Source organism: Pseudomonas fluorescens (assembly GCF_902497895.1).
Classification (GTDB): domain Bacteria; phylum Pseudomonadota; class Gammaproteobacteria; order Pseudomonadales; family Pseudomonadaceae; genus Aquipseudomonas; species Aquipseudomonas fluorescens_BP.
In genome coordinates this window covers 37,296-52,549 of the sequence record NZ_CABVHQ010000011.1, presented here as the reverse complement: position 1 = coordinate 52,549, position 15,254 = coordinate 37,296, and the positions used below count along the sequence as shown (strand labels likewise).

The following is a 15,254-nucleotide window of genomic DNA, read 5'->3' as shown; positions in this document are numbered from 1 at the left end:
AGAAGGTGCGCCTGATTCACTGATAAAAGTGTGTAGCCGAGTAACCGCGATCACAGTGATGGCACGATGCCGTGGAGAAAGGCTACAGCCTGGAAAAGTCGAGGGTGACGTTCGCGTAACGGGAACAGTTGGACGGGTGGCTAATGAGTCGCTTAATTGTTTCTGATTGTGAATAAAAGTCAAAAGATCGCAGCCTTCGGCAGCTCCTACATGAGATCTCTGTCGCTCTGGGTTATCAGTTGAACACACGACCGTAGGAGCTGCCGAAGGCTGCGATCTTTTCAGGCTCACACAGACTCAAAAAGCCGTCTGGAAATCCTTTTCTCGGTCAGAATCAATCGGCCAATATTCGAAGTTCTTTAGATCGGCAGGAGTGATTTATGAGTGCTGCATTACCTTCTTTAGCCTTTGCCGGCATCGGTTTGATGGGCTTGCCAATGTGTCGCCGTCTGCTGGCTGCGGGCTATCCGTTGACGGTCTGGAACCGCAACCCGGAAAAGTGCGCGGCGCTGGTCGAGGCCGGAGCGCGGCAAGTGGCGACTCCCGCTGAGCTGTGCCAACAGGCCGATGTGGTCATGCTGTGCCTGGCCGACACGGCGGTAGTGCGGGAGGTGGTATTTGGTACGGTGGGTGTGGCGCAAGGTGCAGCGGTCGGGAAGTTGCTGGTGGACTTATCCAGTCTGGAGCCGACCGCAACCCGGGAGATGGCCGCACAACTGCTCAGCGAAACGGGTATGGGCTGGCTCGATGCACCGGTCTCGGGCGGCACCGCTGGCGCCGAATCCGGCAGCCTGGCGATCATGATCGGCGGACCCGCGACGGATGTCGAACGTGTACGGCCTATCCTCTTGAGCCTGGGGCAGCGGGTCACGCACATGGGTGCGGTGGGAGCAGGGCAGGTGACCAAGGCCTGCAATCAGATGATCGTTGCCTGCAATGCATTGGTCATCGCCGAGGTGGTGGCCCTGGCAGAGCGTTCAGGGGTCGATGCAAGCTTGATTGCCGAGGCGCTGGCCGGTGGTTTTGCCGATTCCAGACCGCTGCAGATTCTTGCCCCGCAAATGGCCGAAAGTCGTTTCGAACCGGTGAAGTGGCACGTGCGCACCTTGCTCAAGGATCTGGACACCGCCGTGAAATTTTCCCGCGAACAGGGCTCGGCCACCCCCATCAGCGGACTGGCTGCACAACTGATGCGCTTGCATAGTGGCCAGGGCTACCAGGAAAAAGATCCCTCGACGTTGGTCAAACTGTACCGTGGGCAATCCCCACAAGACTGAGGGTCGCCGGGCTGCGCTGTTTACGCTGGTTGATTTCGTTCAGCACCGCACGCAACTCATTCAGCGGGACCGCCGGGCTGAGCAAATAGCCTTGAACCAAATCGCTGCCGGAGTGCTTGAGGAAATCGTATTGCTCCACGGTTTCTACGCCTTCGGTGACCACCTGCAAGTGCAGCGTATGGGCCATGACGATAATGGCGTGGACGATTTCCATGTCCTGGATCGACCTGGGAATGTCCTGGATAAATGATCGGTCGATTTTCAGGTTATTGAGCGGTAGCCGCTTGAGGTAAGCCAGGGACGAGTAGCCGGTGCCGAAGTCGTCGATCGACAGTGAAACGCCGAGGGCGCGAATCTGCCGCAGCAATACCAGCGTGTTGGCGATGTTGCCCATCAGGGCGTTTTCAGTGACTTCCAGTTCCAGCCGTTGCGCAGCAATGCCATTGGCTCGCAGAGCGCTTTCGATTTCGTCGGGGAGTTCGTCGCGTGTCAGGTTGAGGGTCGAACAGTTCACCGCGATTTTCAGCGCGCAATACCCCTGCCGCGAAAGCGTGCTCAGGTCCTCGCAGGCCTTGCGCAGCACCCAATTGTCCAGTTCGGCGATCAGCCCGTTGGCTTCGGCAATACCGATAAACCGATCGGGCAGCAGCAAGCCATCGGTCGGGTGTTGCCAGCGCACCAAGGCTTCAAGCTTGGTCACCTGCCCGCTTTTCAAATCAATGATCGGTTGGTAATAGAGCATCAGCCCGCTTTCTTCGCGCAATGCATTGCGCAGCTCTTCTTCGAGCTGCAGTTCGAGGGTGGCCTTGGTTTTCAGATTGGGACTGAAGAAATGCAGGCCGTTACGACCACTGCCTTTGGATTGATAGAGCGCCAGGTCAGCGTTCTTCAGCAGTTCCTCACAGGTCTGGCCATCGTCTGGAAACACGCTGATGCCGATACTGGTGGTCATGACCATGCGCCGCCCGGCCAACTCGATCGGCTCCTTCATTTTTTGCATGATCCGTTGTGCCATGTGCCGTGCTTCATCACGATCGTGGAGGCTGATCAGGATGCAGAACTCGTCACCACCAAAGCGCGCCACCACATCCTCATGGCTGCGGGTCGCGCCTTTGATATGGCTGGCGAGTACTTTCAACAACTCATCGCCAGCGTCATGCCCGAGACTGTCGTTGATGCGCTTGAAGTGATCGATATCCAGAAACAACACTGCCAGCATTCCGCCGTGGGTAGATTTATCGATGAGTTTTTCGGCGAATATCTGGTTGAAACCGCGGCGATTGAGCAGGTTGGTCAAGGCATCGTAATGGGCCACATGCTGCAACGCCGTGCGGGCCTGATCCAGTTGGCCGAGCAGCGCGTTGACCCGGCGTAGATCATGCTCCTTATTCTGCAGTTTCTTGTCGGCCAGTGCGGCGCTGATGCTGCTGCCGATGATCAACAAGGTGATGACGGCGATGGTCAGACCCAATTGCATGTGGTTGTTGTCGGCGGGGAGTTGCTCAAGGTTGCCGGCGGCCAGTACCAGGGTCATTGACCACATGCCGGTGAAGTGCATGCTGACGATTCCGGCCCCCAGCACCAGGCTGGCGCTGTATTTGAGCAGTTGGTGGAAGAACCCACTGCCGTCGCGCAAACGACGAGACAGCAACAAGGCTGCGAGGCTGGCGCCTATGGCGATCACGATGGACAAGCCAAACAGCAGGGGTTGGTAGTAAGCCGTGGCATTCGAGCGCATGGCGGCCATGCCGACGTAATGCATGGCGGCAATTCCCAGGCCCATCCACACCGACGCTTGCAGGTACTGCCATAGACTCAGGTGAGCGTGCCTGAGGGTGTTCATCGCCAGCAATGAGGCGATCAAGGCGATCAGCAGCGAGAGGAGGGTAACCGGCAGCTCGTAATGGATTTCAATCGGCGCCTGGAACGCCAGCATGCTAATGAAGTGCATGGCCCAGATTCCACCAGCCAGGCAGCAAGCCCCGACCCAGCCCCAGATCCTTTTGGAGGCGATTTTTTCCACGTGCCCGATCCGTTCGGTCATGTCCAGGACGGCGAATCCGGCCACACATGCGACCACATAAGCCAAAAGCACCAGAAAGGGGTTATGACTGCAAGCAAGTACAACCTGTCCGCTCTCTGGAAGCTCGGTAATAAAATGCAAACCAAGCCAATCCATAGCAAGCTCCGTCTCTGAGTCGTCCAGCGCACAGCGCAATAAGTGCTGATGAGTGATTGGAGTATAGAAACCCTGTATGAGGCGCAAGGGATAATGGCACATTAACTTCAATGGTTTTGCAATGGATCCGTAAATGTCTAGTACTAAAGTGAATTAGCGCGCGCGCCCGTCTGCATAAGTGGTTATCAGCCTTACGAATAATTACAGACAGGGCTGGCGGGTCTGACTAGATTGCTGATTCCGGGTGGCAGCCACGCCCCAATAACAATAAAAGAGACGGAACTATGCAGAACTCGAACCAAGCGGCGAATGCCTGGCGCATTCTGTTCCTGCTGTTTCTGGCCAACCTGTTCAACTTTTTCGATCGCACCATTCCGGCCATTATCATCGAGCCAATCCGGATGGAATGGCACCTGAGTGACTTCCAGATCGGCATGATCGGCACCGCGTTCACCATCGTCTACGCGATCGCCGGGCTGCCCCTGGGGCGGATGGCCGACACCGGTTCTCGCAGCAAGTTGATGGGCTGGGGGCTGGTGGCGTGGAGTGGGCTGACCGCGGTCAATGGTCTGGGGGGCAGTTTCTGGGGCTTCCTGCTGGTGCGCATGGGGGTGGGTATCGGTGAAGCGAGCTATGCGCCGGCCGCCAACTCGCTGATCGGCGACCTGTTTCCAGCTCATCGACGGGCTCGGGCCATGGGCATCTTCATGCTTGGCTTGCCGCTGGGCCTGCTGCTGGCGTTTTTCACTATCGGCGCGATGGTCCAGGCGTTCGACAGTTGGCGCGCCCCGTTTTTTATCGCTGCGGTACCGGGCTTGCTGTTGGCAGTGTTCATGTTCTTCATTAAGGAACCGAAGCGCGGCGCGGCGGAAGCCGTCCAGATCTCCCAGGAACGGGTCGATCGACCGATTCGCCGGGTGCTGGCGATCCCGACCTTTCTGTGGCTGGTGTTGGCGGGGCTGACCTTCAACTTCGCCACCTATGCCTGCAACTCCTTTCTGGTGCCGATGTTGCAACGCTATTTCCTGATGCCTTTGCAGGAAGCGGCAGTGGCGACCGGGGTGATTGTCGGCGTGACCGGCCTGATCGGCTTGACCCTTGGCGGCTGGGTTGCCGACAAGATTCACCAGCGAGTGGCTAACGGCCGGCTGCTGTTCGCTGCCGGCAGCCTGATCATCTCGACCCTGGCCACGGCCTGGGCGCTGCATGCAGGGCGGATCGAGATCGGGGTGTTTGTCGCGGTGTTCAGCCTGGGCTGGCTGTTTGCCTACAACTTCTACACCTGCGTCTACACGGCGATTCAGGATGTGGTCGAGCCACGCTTGCGGGCCACCGCCATGGCATTGTTCTTTGCCGGATTATATCTGTTGGGTGGTGGGATGGGACCCATAGTGGTCGGCGCTCTGTCCGATCACTTCGCCCATGCCGCGATGCTTTCGGCCGGTGCCGGGCAGATGACCGAAGCGTTCAAGGCCGTTGGCCTGCATGACGCAATGTACCTGATCCCGGTGGCGTTGTTCCTGACCATGCTGTTCCTGTTCCAGGCTTCGCGTTGTTTCGTTCGGGATGCGCAGCGGATGAAGGAAGGGTTGGTTGCTGTTGAGCCGCGGATTCCGGGGGTGGCTGCTTAAGATCAAAAGATCGCAGCCTACGGCAGCTCCTACAGATCAAAAGATCGCAGCCTGCGGCAGCTCCTACAGATCAAAAGATCGCAGCCTGCGGCAGCTCCTACAGATCAAAAGATCGCAGCCTGCGGCAGCTCCTACAGATCAAAAGATCGCAGCCTACGGCAGCTCCTACAGATCAAAAGATCGCAGCCTGCGGCAGCTCCTACGGGATTTGCGTGCATCGCAATATTGTGGGTATACAGGGTCGGCGTAGGAGCTGCCGCAGGCTGCGATCTTGGCGATCTTCCTCACACTGATGGTTTTCAGTGGTAATAAAAAAGGCCCGCATTGCGCGGACCTTTTTTTGTCGGGGGAGGGGAGCCGCTAATCAGCCCGCCACCAACACCCGAATCGCTTCCAGACGCAAGGCCGCTTTATCGAGCATGGCCAGGCCTTGCTCGCGTTGCTGGCGCAAGGCGATCAACTCGCTGTCACGTACGGTCGGGTTGACCGCTTGCAAGGCGGTCAGGCGCGCCAGTTCTTCGTCGGTATCGGCGGCCAGGCGCCGTTGCGCTTCGGCCACCCGCTCGGCATGGCGTGGCGCGATTTTCGCTTCGCCGGCGTTGATCTTCGGCGTCAGCTGATCGCGCTGGGCCTGGATGAACTTGTTGGCGCTGGCCCGTGGCACGCTTTCGAGCTGGTCGTTCAAGGTCTCGAAGGACACCCGGGTCGACAAGTCGTTGCCATTGGCATCGAGCAGGCAGCGCAGTGCAGCTGGAGGCAGGTAACGTCCCAACTGCAGCGAGCGCGGGGCGACCACTTCGCTGACGTAGAGCAGTTCCAGCAACACGGTACCGGGTTTGAGCGCCTTGTTCTTGATCAGCGCGACGGCGGTGTTGCCCATCGAACCGGACAGCACCAGGTCCATGCCGCCTTGTACCATCGGGTGTTCCCAGGTGATGAATTGCATGTCTTCGCGAGACAGTGCCTGATTGCGATCGTAGGTGATGGTCACGCCTTCGTCGTCACCCAGCGGGAAGCTGGCGTCGAGCATTTTTTCGCTCGGCTTGAGGATCAGGGCGTTTTCCGAATGGTCTTCGCTGTCGATGCCAAAGGCGTCGAACAGGGTTTCCATGTAGATCGGCAGGGCGAACTGATCGTCCTGTTCGTGGATCGCTTCGACCAGCGCATCACCTTCGCCGGCACCCCCGGAGTTGAGTTCCAGCAAGCGGTCACGACCGCTGTGCAGCTCGCCTTCCAGATGCTCACGGGCGCTGCGCGCTTCGTCGATCAGGGTCTGCCATTCATCGTCATCGGCGCTTTCCAGCAGCGGCAACAGGCGCGGACCGAATTGATGCTGCAGGGCGTTGCCGGTCGGACAGGTATTGAGGAAGGCATTCAGCGCTTCGTGGTACCACTGGAACAAGCGTTGTTGCGGGCTGGTTTCCAGGTACGGCACGTGCAGTTCGATGGTGTGTTTCTGGCCGATCCGGTCCAGACGACCGATCCGCTGCTCCAGCAAATCCGGGTGCGCCGGCAGATCGAACAGCACCAGGTGATGGGAGAACTGGAAGTTGCGGCCTTCACTGCCGATTTCCGAGCAGATCAGCACCTGGGCGCCAAACTCTTCATCCGCGAAATAGGCGGCGGCGCGGTCACGCTCGAGGATGTTCATGCCTTCATGGAAGACCGTGGCCGGGATGCCCGAGCGCACGCGCAGGGCGTCCTCGAGGTCCATCGCGGTTTCGGCGTGGGCGCAGATCACCAGGACTTTGGTGCGCTTGAGCATCTTCAGCGTGTCGATCAGCCACTCGACCCGCGGGTCGAAGCGCCACCAACGCTCTTCTTCATTGGCGTCCGGCTGAGACTGGAAGCTGACTTCCGGGTACAGCTCGGCGTGATCACCCAACGGCAACTCGAGGTATTCGTCCGGGCACGGCAGCGGGTACGGATGCAGCTTGCGCTCCGGGAAGCCTTGCACCGCGGCGCGGGTGTTGCGGAACAGCACGCGGCCGGTGCCATGACGGTCCAGCAGTTCACGGACCAGACGTCCGCTGGCTTCAATGTCGCCATCGTTGACGGCAGTGAGCAAGGCTTCGCCTTCGTCGCCGAGGAAACCTTGAATGGTTTTGTGCGCGGCCGGGGACAAACGGCCCTGATCCAGCAACTCCTGAACGGCTTCGGCCACCGGGCGATAGTTTTCACTTTCGGCGCGGAATGCGTGCAGGTCATGGAAACGGTTCGGGTCGAGCAGGCGCAGACGCGCGAAATGGCTGTCCTGGCCCAATTGTTCCGGGGTCGCAGTCAGCAGCAGCACCCCGGGGATGACTTCGGCCAACTGCTCGACCAGCGCATATTCCGCGCTGACCTGATCTTCATGCCACACCAGGTGATGCGCTTCATCAACCACCATCAGGTCCCAGCCGGCCGCGAACAGCGCGTCCTGGGCCTTCTCGTCGTCCACCAGCCATTCCAGCGCGACCAGTGCGAGCTGGGTGTCTTCAAACGGGTTGGCGGCATCGCTTTCGATGAAGCGTTCCTCATCGAACAAGGCAACCTGCAGGTTGAAGCGCCGACGCATTTCGACCAGCCACTGGTGCTGGAGGTTTTCCGGAACCAGGATCAGCACCCGATTGGCGCGACCGGAGAGCAGTTGGCGATGGATCACCAGGCCCGCTTCGATGGTCTTGCCCAGGCCCACTTCGTCGGCCAGCAGAACCCGTGGCGCGATCCGGTCGGCGACTTCGCGGGCGATGTGCAACTGGTGGGCGATCGGTTGCGCACGCACGCCGCCCAGGCCCCAGAGTGAGGACTGCAACTGGCGGCTGGTGTGTTCGAGGGTGTGGTAACGCAGTGAGAACCACGCCAGCGGATCGATCTGCCCGGCGAACAGCCGGTCGCTGGCCAGGCGGAACTGAATGAAGTTCGACAGCTGGGTTTCCGGCAGGGTCACCACGTCGTTCTGCCCGTTGAGCCCGTGGTAGACCAGTAGGCCATCGACGTCGTCGACCTCGCGCACGGTCAGTTTCCAGCCTTCGAAGTGAGTGATCGAGTCACCCGGCGAAAACCGCACACGAGTGAGGGGCGCATTCCGTAGCGCATACTGACGGGTGTCGCCAGTGGCCGGATAGAGCACGGTCAGCAAGCGACCGTCCTGTGCCAGAACGGTGCCTAAACCTAGCTCGGCTTCGCTGTCACTAATCCAGCGTTGCCCCGGTTGATACTGCTGCGCCATGCTGCCTGACTCCCGCCTTGAAAAAGCCGACTATATTAACGGATCGAGGCCTCCAGACCAAAGGGTTACGGTGATGAGCGGATCACAAGTTTGCGTCCGATGGCTCAAGTCGCCACTCCGGCAGCCGACAGCCTGCTGACAGGAGACTAATAATTATGCTGCCACCAATACTTCCCTTGAGTGTCGTACCGATCACCTCTGCGCAGGATCCGGTCCGCTCCACTCCGGATATTCCTCCTGTGGCGCCGGTGCAACCGAGCTCCAATGAAAGCACTGTCGACTTGCAAAAACGCGATGCCGAACATTCGGCGTTGTTATTGCGCGAGGAGCAGCAACGCCAGCAGCAACGCAACAAACGTCGGCGTGAAGCGGACGACGACCCGCAAGTGCATCTGGCCGTGCCCGGTGACGAGCTCAACGCGGACAACACCGTGCCCGTGGTACCACTGATGGAGGATCAGCCGCGTCAGGGATTGTGGGTGGATGTCGAGGTTTAGCGTCGGGGCTTTTTCATCGGTGGCAATGTGTAAAAATTTGCTGCCGAGTCCGCTGGCGACTGGTCAGCACCGGCATCACGCCGCATTATGGACAGACCCCGGGGTGCAGCGCGCTTGCCTGCTGCGCCTGAATTCGACCGATAGCCAGACGATGCAATCAACGCCATGAGCCAAGACGACAAGCTGATAGACCTGAATTCCGAACGCGCCAAGCGCGTGCATGATCTCAATGAAAAACGCCTGAACGAAGTCCGCCAGGCTTTCGAGCAGGCCATGCCATTGGGAAAAGCCAGGAAAAAGCCGAAAAACAAACCGAAAAAGCGTTGAATCCCCCTGCGTCCGTTGACGCAGGTCAGTTATTTCCCTTCTTTGCATCTTCTTTCGGGCGCTATTGATCCCGGTCAATTTTTATCCAAGCCGGATTGGTTAACTTAGCCCTATCGCAACAGGGCAAGAGCAGGAGGCCAGTCATGTTTTTCGACAACGTAGTGATCGCCGGAGTGGTTACAGTCGGCCTCATGGTGGTGTTTTTCGCCGGGTTTGGATTCTTTATCTGGAACGATGCACATAAGAGCAAAAAGCCTTAAGTCTTTCCGGTACACGAGCACGCAAGGCATTTTGGGCGACTTCGGTCGCCTTTTTTTTTGCCTGCGCGCCGCCGTAGGAGCTGCCCTGCCGCAGGCTGCGATCTTTTCGGGTTGAACGCATTCCCAAAGGCATAAAAAAAGGTGCGATCCAGACGGATCGCACCTTTTTTGCAACAGGCTGGGAATCAGCTGCCGAGGACTTTCGACGCCAGCCAGAACAAGCCGGCCGACAGGCCCACTGTCGCTGGCAGGGTCAGGATCCAGGCCAGCAGGATGGTCTTCACCGTACCGCCTTGCAGGCCGCTTTTGTTTGCCACCATGGTCCCCGCGACACCCGAAGACAGCACGTGGGTGGTGGAGACCGGCAGGCTGAAGATGTTGGCCATGCCGATGGCGCAAGCGGTGGTGATCTGGGCCGACATGCCCTGGGCGTAGGTCATGCCTTGTTTACCGATTTTCTCACCGATGGTCAGCACCACGCGCTTCCAGCCGACCATGGTGCCGAGGCCGAGGGCCAGGGCTACTGCAAGAATTACCCAGAACGGCGCATATTCGGTCGTTGCGGTCAGGTCTTTGCGCAGCTTGTTCAAGTCATCCTTTTCACGGGCATCCAGGGCCGGCAACTTGCCGACTTTCTTCGCTGTGTCATCCAGGCAGAGCAAGTAGCGACGCACTTCGATACGGCTTTCCGCCGGCAGCGAGTGATAGTCCGCTACACCTTTGAGCGTGCCAAGAAGTGCGGAAATGGTCGGTTCGGTCTGCTGCGGATTGCAACGGAATTTCTCCGGCAGGTCGCCCTTTACGCTTTTGCCCAGGGCCAGGAACTCACCGAGCGAGGCATTGTTGCGCTGATAGAACTGGCTCAGGTGCAAGGTTGCATCGCGGGTTCGTTCGATCTGGTAGGTGGTGCTGGTCAGGTCGAGCACGAACTGCGCCGGGACGATACCGATCAATACCAGCATGATCAGTCCGATGCCTTTCTGGCCATCGTTGGAGCCGTGCACAAAGCTCACCGCCATTGCGGAAATTACCAGGACCAGGCGGTTCCAGAACGGTGGATGTTTCTTGTCGTCGAGCTTGCGGCGCTGGTCCGGAGTCTTGTGCATCTTGGACAGTGGGCGCCACCATTTAAGGCCAACGAGCACCAGGCCGGCGACCAGGAAGCCCGCCATCGGCGAGAACACCAGGGAGGCGCCGATATCGATTGCCTTCTGCCAATTGACGCCATCGGCCAGGGGAATGTCGTTGATCAACGCATTCGCCAGGCCCACACCGAGGATCGAGCCGATCAGGGTGTGCGAACTGGAGGCCGGGATACCGAAGTACCAGGTGCCCAGGTTCCAGGTGATGGCGGCGGCGAGCAACGAGAACACCATCGCCAGCCCGTGGCCGGTGTTCACATTGATCAACAGCTCTACCGGCAGCAGGTGGACGATTGCATAGGCCACGCCGACCCCGCCCAGCAATACACCGAGGAAGTTGAACACACCGGAAAAGAACACGGCCAGGTGGGGTGGCATGGCTTTGGTGTAGATAACAGTGGCCACCGCGTTAGCGGTGTCATGAAAGCCGTTGATGAACTCGAAGGCGAGGACAAAGGCCAGGGCGAGCAAGAGGCTCACAAGCACCCAAGCATCCAGTCCGCTGAATAAATCGATCATGAAGGAATTCTGACCCGGTCGTAAGGGGGCGCGATTATGCCAGAAAACCGTAGTAATCGATGCACTACGTGCACATCGGTAACATTCTTCAATGAATTAGTTTGTAACAGCCCCCCAGCCCCCCGTTTTTTTTTTCGGTCAGGCAAGCCATTGATTTGGTTGGGGGTGAACGAGAAATCAGGGTTTTTTGGGGAAAAACCGAGAAGCTGAAATAGTCGTAGGAAATTTCAGTAGGCGAGGCCAGCCATGAGCCATTTGCCTCTCCTGTCAGGCCGAGGCGGCAGCCGCCCGCTTGTAGCGAGCGGAACAGGGTCGATGATCCAGCCAGCTTTGAACTGGCAGGGACGTGGCCAGCCCTGAAGGATTCAAGCCGGAGCCATCATGGCTCTTCGGCTTTGAGTTCCTTTTCCATTTTCTGCAGTTCTTGAGTAAAGGCCTGATCGAGAATGCTGGCGCGCTTGCGCCAAGGTTTGCGTTCCGGTTCTGGCTGAGCAGCGTAGGTGGTGATTTCCCCGCCGTAAACATCCTTGTAGCGTTGCTCCTGGCGCTCAAGTTCCGCGCGCAGTTCGTCTTTCGTCACTATTATTACCTAATTGTGTTGAGATGAATCCTGGTGATACGGCTTGCAGCATCGTTGTTTATCAAGGGAGTGTCCCAGGCAAGGTTATACAAGCCCTTGGCTGTTGACAGCGATTCGATAGACAGCATCCTTGTTGCAAGCGGTCACGGCACCAGAGAAAAACAACTGCCGTGCAACAGTTTCTTGTGCAAGCGTTTTGGCTGGGCATTTGAATGTTAAGCCAGGCGCTTGCTGCAGGAAGTGCCACTGGAGCAGGCGCTACCTGAATGATTTGGATCCGAAGGTTAAGGAAACCGCGGTCATCACATGATGCATTATAGCGGTCGGTTTGAATAACACTATCACCAAGAAGTTAAAACTCGTCAACTATGTGCGAGGGGTTTTGTTACGGATGATTTTGCGTTGTAAGTGGGTTTTTCCCCCTGGACAGTTTTGCTCGGTGTTTGCGGCGAGATTAGTGCGCGCAAAGTTGTGAGGGCGTAAGCGTCCGACGCCATGGGGCTGACGCTGCTCACCCGGGAAAGTGTGAACTTTTGTATATCTGTGGCGTCCTGCATGAATCGCGGCAGAAGGAAATCTCCCGGGCGAGAGAAAGGCACCAATTGCGATTATCGATTAATGGTTCGATAATCGCCCAACCTCGACTGCCCGTAGCTTGCGTATCTGCTGCGCAGCAGCCTGTAATAGATGTCGATCTGTGGGCAAAGGACCGGAAAATGAACGATCAACTGCGCAATTCATTCGCTTCAGTGGCTCCGCCGATCGTCGCCTCGCCGGCCAAGCGGATCCAGGCATTGACCGGTGACCCGGACTTCATGACCTCCCTGGCGCGCGGTCTGGCAGTGGTGCAGGCTTTTCAGGAGCGCAAGCGCCATCTGACCATCGCGCAGATCAGCCACCGCACGGAAATTCCTCGGGCGGCGGTGCGTCGTTGCCTGCATACGTTGATCAAGCTGGGTTATGCAACCACCGATGGGCGTACCTATTCGTTGCTGCCCAAGGTGCTGACCCTGGGCCATGCCTATCTGTCCTCGACGCCGCTGGCGGTTTCGGCCCAGCCTTATCTGGATCGCATGAGCGAGCAACTTCACGAGGCTTGCAACATGGCCACGCTGGAGGGTGATGACATTCTATATATAGCTCGCTCCGCGACGACCCAGCGTCTTATCTCGGTCGATTTGTCAGTGGGCGGGCGTCTGCCAGCCTATTGCACCTCCATGGGACGGATCCTGCTGGCAGCGCTGGATGATGCCTCGCTCCACGAATACCTCGACCACGCCGACTTGCAGGCCAAGACCAGTCGCACCTTGCACACCCCGCAAGCACTGCTCGAATGCCTGCAACAGGTTCGCCAGCAAGGTTGGTGCATTGTCGATCAGGAGCTTGAGCAAGGCCTGCGCTCGATCGCCGTTCCGGTGTACGACGCTTCCGGGCAAGTGCTGGCGGCGCTGAACGTCAGCACCCATGCCGGACGTGTGGGCCGTAATGAGCTTGAGCAGCGTTTTCTGCCCGGTTTGCTGAGCGCCAGTCGCGATCTGAGCGCGCAGCTGTTTGCTTAGTGGCCTGTGTGGCTAATTCTGTTAGTCAACTTCGTTGTCGAGCCCATATCCTGCGTTGCTGTTCCTCGCCATAGCGGGCTATGACTCGTCACAGCGCCTTGGCTATGGACTTCTGGCATCCGAATTTGAGCTAACGAACTAGCCACACAGGCCACTAGCTGTTCGGTAAACGCACAGATACGGGTCTGGCGAATTGACGCTGTTTCCCTTGCTTCATTAATGTCGCCGCAGAGCCATTGCGGCGTAGTCAGTTACCTGACAGCAGCCGGGCGGCGATTCAATAATAATGAAGAGGCATGAGTACTGTTTCCGCCAGCTGTTGCCTGCACCGGTTCTGCCCGTGGACCCAGGTCGCCTGAGTTCGGTATTGCCCCCCCTTTGTGAAACCACTGGCCAATGCCGGTACCCGATTGCCTGCGCATTTGGTGTGGAACAACAATAATGAATCAGCCTCAGTCTGCTGTAGGGAACTGCCTCGACGTGCAGTCCTTTATCAATGCTCAACCGCTGTCCCGCTATCAGTGGCGGGTGGTGATCCTGTGTTTTCTGATTGTCTTCCTCGACGGCCTGGATACCGCGGCCATGGGCTTCATTGCGCCCGCGCTGTCCCAGGATTGGGGGATCGATCGCGCCAGCCTCGGTCCGGTGATGAGTGCGGCGCTGATCGGCATGGTCTTCGGCGCCCTGGGTTCCGGACCGTTGGCCGACCGCTTCGGTCGCAAAGTGGTGTTGGTGGGGGCGGTGCTGATCTTCGGTGCGTTCAGCCTGGCATCGGCCTATAGCAGCAACGTTGACCAACTCCTGGTGCTGCGCTTTTTGACCGGGCTGGGCCTGGGCGCCGGCATGCCGAACGCCACCACCCTGTTGTCCGAGTACACCCCGGAACGGCACAAGTCGCTACTGGTCACCAGCATGTTTTGCGGGTTCAACCTGGGCATGGCCGGTGGCGGTTTCATTTCGGCGAAGCTGATTCCGGCGTTCGGCTGGCACAGCCTGTTGCTGATCGGTGGGATCTTGCCGTTGATCCTGGCGCTGGTGTTGTTGTTCTGGCTGCCGGAATCGGCGCGCTATCTGGTGGTGCGCAATCGCGGTACCGACAAAGTGCGCAAGGCGTTGGCGCCGATCGAGCCGACGGTCGTCGGCCAGGCCGCCAGCTTCAGTGTGCCGGAACAGAAAACCGTGAAGGCCCGCAATGTGTTGGCGGTCATTTTCTCGGGTACATACAGCGCCGGGACCTTGTTGTTGTGGCTGACCTATTTCATGGGGCTGGTCATCGTCTACCTGTTGACCAGCTGGCTGCCGACGCTGATGCGAGACAGCGGCGCGAGCATGGAGCAGGCAGCGTTCATCGGCGCCCTGTTTCAGTTTGGCGGAGTACTCAGCGCGGTGGTGGTGGGTTGGGCGATGGATAGGTTCAATCCGCACAGGGTGATCGGTATTTTCTACTTGTTGGCGGGGGGCTTTGCCTACGCGGTCGGGCAGAGCCTGGGCAACATCACGCTGTTGGCAACCCTGGTGCTGGTCGCCGGCATGTGCGTCAACGGTGCGCAATCGGCGATGCCGTCACTGGCGGCGCGCTTCTATCCGACCCAAGGCCGGGCGACCGGTGTTTCCTGGATGCTCGGGATCGGTCGGTTTGGCGCGATTCTCGGGGCCTGGATGGGCGCGACGTTGCTGGGGCTGGGCTGGAACTTCGAGCAAGTGCTGAGCGCACTGGTGATTCCAGCGGCGCTGGCAACCACCGCGGTGCTGATCAAGGGCATGGTCAGTCATGCCGATGCGACTTGATCAGATTTTGAAAAAATCACTGTCGATTTGGCGAGCGGGCTTTTGTGGCGAGGGGGCTTGTCGGAACGCCGCAATCGCCCCGTTCGAGCGCGCAGCGGTCGTAATTCGGTAACCGCGTTCTGCCTGACGAATCGCCGTCGCTGGGATTACGACTGCTTCGCAGCCGAGCGGGGGCAAGCCCCCTCGCCACAGGTACCGTGTTCAGGCAGAGATTCCTTGTGGGTGCGGGCTTGCCCGCGAAGCTTTTTGGTAGCCACGCAGAACCGATAGGCTGATAACAATCT

11 protein-coding genes are annotated in these 15,254 nt (G+C 58.7%); 7 read left to right on the top strand and 4 right to left on the bottom strand.

The annotated features are described in order from the left end of the window. The first annotated feature begins 380 nt into the window (after positions 1–380). Positions 381–1,277: an NAD(P)-dependent oxidoreductase gene (locus F8N21_RS08050; protein ID WP_150641616.1), complete on the top strand. Its 897-nt coding sequence runs from the start codon at positions 381–383 to the stop codon at positions 1,275–1,277. Here the strand turns inward: F8N21_RS08050 and F8N21_RS08045 are convergent. Then, positions 1,243–3,228, bottom strand: coding sequence for an EAL domain-containing protein (locus tag F8N21_RS08045; protein WP_224788184.1), 1,986 nt, complete (start codon positions 3,226–3,228; stop codon positions 1,243–1,245). The two genes, F8N21_RS08050 and F8N21_RS08045, sit on opposite strands and share 35 nt — an antisense overlap. Before the next feature lie 512 nt (positions 3,229–3,740). Between F8N21_RS08045 and F8N21_RS08040 the strand changes: the two genes are divergently transcribed. Continuing rightward, positions 3,741–5,087 (top strand): spinster family MFS transporter, encoded by a 1,347-nt coding sequence (locus F8N21_RS08040; protein WP_150641614.1) that lies wholly within the window; start codon positions 3,741–3,743, stop codon positions 5,085–5,087. Between the two features lie 364 nt (positions 5,088–5,451). Here the strand turns inward: F8N21_RS08040 and rapA are convergent, their stop codons facing one another. After that, positions 5,452–8,298, bottom strand: a complete 2,847-nt coding sequence (gene rapA / locus F8N21_RS08035; RefSeq protein ID WP_150641613.1) for an RNA polymerase-associated protein RapA — start codon at positions 8,296–8,298, stop codon at positions 5,452–5,454. Positions 8,299–8,453: 155 nt separating this feature from the next. Here rapA and F8N21_RS08030 point away from each other — a divergent pair, with 155 nt between their 5' ends. The 3 genes from F8N21_RS08030 (at position 8,454) to ccoM (ending at position 9,382) form a co-directional block, all read left to right on the top strand. After that, positions 8,454–8,795 (top strand): aspartate-semialdehyde dehydrogenase, encoded by a 342-nt coding sequence (locus F8N21_RS08030; protein ID WP_150641612.1) that lies wholly within the window; start codon positions 8,454–8,456, stop codon positions 8,793–8,795. A 165-nt stretch (positions 8,796–8,960) separates the two neighbouring features. Next, complete coding sequence (locus tag F8N21_RS30410) at positions 8,961–9,122, top strand: hypothetical protein (protein WP_191624241.1); 162 nt, start codon at positions 8,961–8,963, stop codon at positions 9,120–9,122. 143 nt (positions 9,123–9,265) lie between these two features. Beyond that, positions 9,266–9,382 (top strand): cytochrome c oxidase subunit CcoM, encoded by a 117-nt coding sequence (gene ccoM, locus F8N21_RS31350; protein WP_318184109.1) that lies wholly within the window; start codon positions 9,266–9,268, stop codon positions 9,380–9,382. 185 nt (positions 9,383–9,567) lie between these two features. On the opposite strand, the gene F8N21_RS08025 is transcribed toward ccoM, so the two are convergent. Both F8N21_RS08025 and F8N21_RS08020 read right to left on the bottom strand, forming a co-directional pair. Further along, positions 9,568–11,043, bottom strand: a complete 1,476-nt coding sequence (locus tag F8N21_RS08025; RefSeq protein WP_150641611.1) for an inorganic phosphate transporter — start codon at positions 11,041–11,043, stop codon at positions 9,568–9,570. 379 nt (positions 11,044–11,422) lie between these two features. Continuing rightward, positions 11,423–11,623 carry a hypothetical protein gene (locus F8N21_RS08020; RefSeq protein ID WP_150641610.1) on the bottom strand — a complete coding sequence of 67 codons (201 nt, stop codon included), beginning with the start codon at positions 11,621–11,623 and terminating at the stop codon, positions 11,423–11,425. A gap of 716 nt (positions 11,624–12,339) precedes the next feature. Between F8N21_RS08020 and pcaR the strand changes: the two genes are divergently transcribed. Beyond that, a complete protein-coding gene (pcaR, locus tag F8N21_RS08015) occupies positions 12,340–13,182 on the top strand; it encodes a pca regulon transcriptional regulator PcaR (protein ID WP_150641609.1) in 843 nt (280 codons plus the stop codon). Positions 13,183–13,623: 441 nt separating this feature from the next. Continuing rightward, a complete protein-coding gene (locus F8N21_RS08010; protein WP_150641608.1) occupies positions 13,624–14,970 on the top strand; it encodes an MFS transporter in 1,347 nt (448 codons plus the stop codon). Positions 14,971–15,254: the final 284 nt, after the last annotated feature.

What these genes read in the sequence shown, in the direction of transcription:
- ccoM (WP_318184109.1), top strand. Translation starts at nt 9,266, where the DNA reads ATGTTTTTCGACAACGTAGTGATCGCCGGAGTGGTTACAGTCGGCCTC.
- F8N21_RS08040 (WP_150641614.1), top strand. Translation starts at nt 3,741, where the DNA reads ATGCAGAACTCGAACCAAGCGGCGAATGCCTGGCGCATTCTGTTCCTG.
- rapA (WP_150641613.1), bottom strand. Translation starts at nt 8,298, where the DNA reads ATGGCGCAGCAGTATCAACCGGGGCAACGCTGGATTAGTGACAGCGAA.
- F8N21_RS08010 (WP_150641608.1), top strand. Translation starts at nt 13,624, where the DNA reads ATGAATCAGCCTCAGTCTGCTGTAGGGAACTGCCTCGACGTGCAGTCC.
- F8N21_RS08050 (WP_150641616.1), top strand. Translation starts at nt 381, where the DNA reads ATGAGTGCTGCATTACCTTCTTTAGCCTTTGCCGGCATCGGTTTGATG.
- F8N21_RS08025 (WP_150641611.1), bottom strand. Translation starts at nt 11,043, where the DNA reads ATGATCGATTTATTCAGCGGACTGGATGCTTGGGTGCTTGTGAGCCTC.
- F8N21_RS08030 (WP_150641612.1), top strand. Translation starts at nt 8,454, where the DNA reads ATGCTGCCACCAATACTTCCCTTGAGTGTCGTACCGATCACCTCTGCG.
- F8N21_RS30410 (WP_191624241.1), top strand. Translation starts at nt 8,961, where the DNA reads ATGAGCCAAGACGACAAGCTGATAGACCTGAATTCCGAACGCGCCAAG.
- F8N21_RS08045 (WP_224788184.1), bottom strand. Translation starts at nt 3,228, where the DNA reads ATGCACTTCATTAGCATGCTGGCGTTCCAGGCGCCGATTGAAATCCAT.
- pcaR (WP_150641609.1), top strand. Translation starts at nt 12,340, where the DNA reads ATGAACGATCAACTGCGCAATTCATTCGCTTCAGTGGCTCCGCCGATC.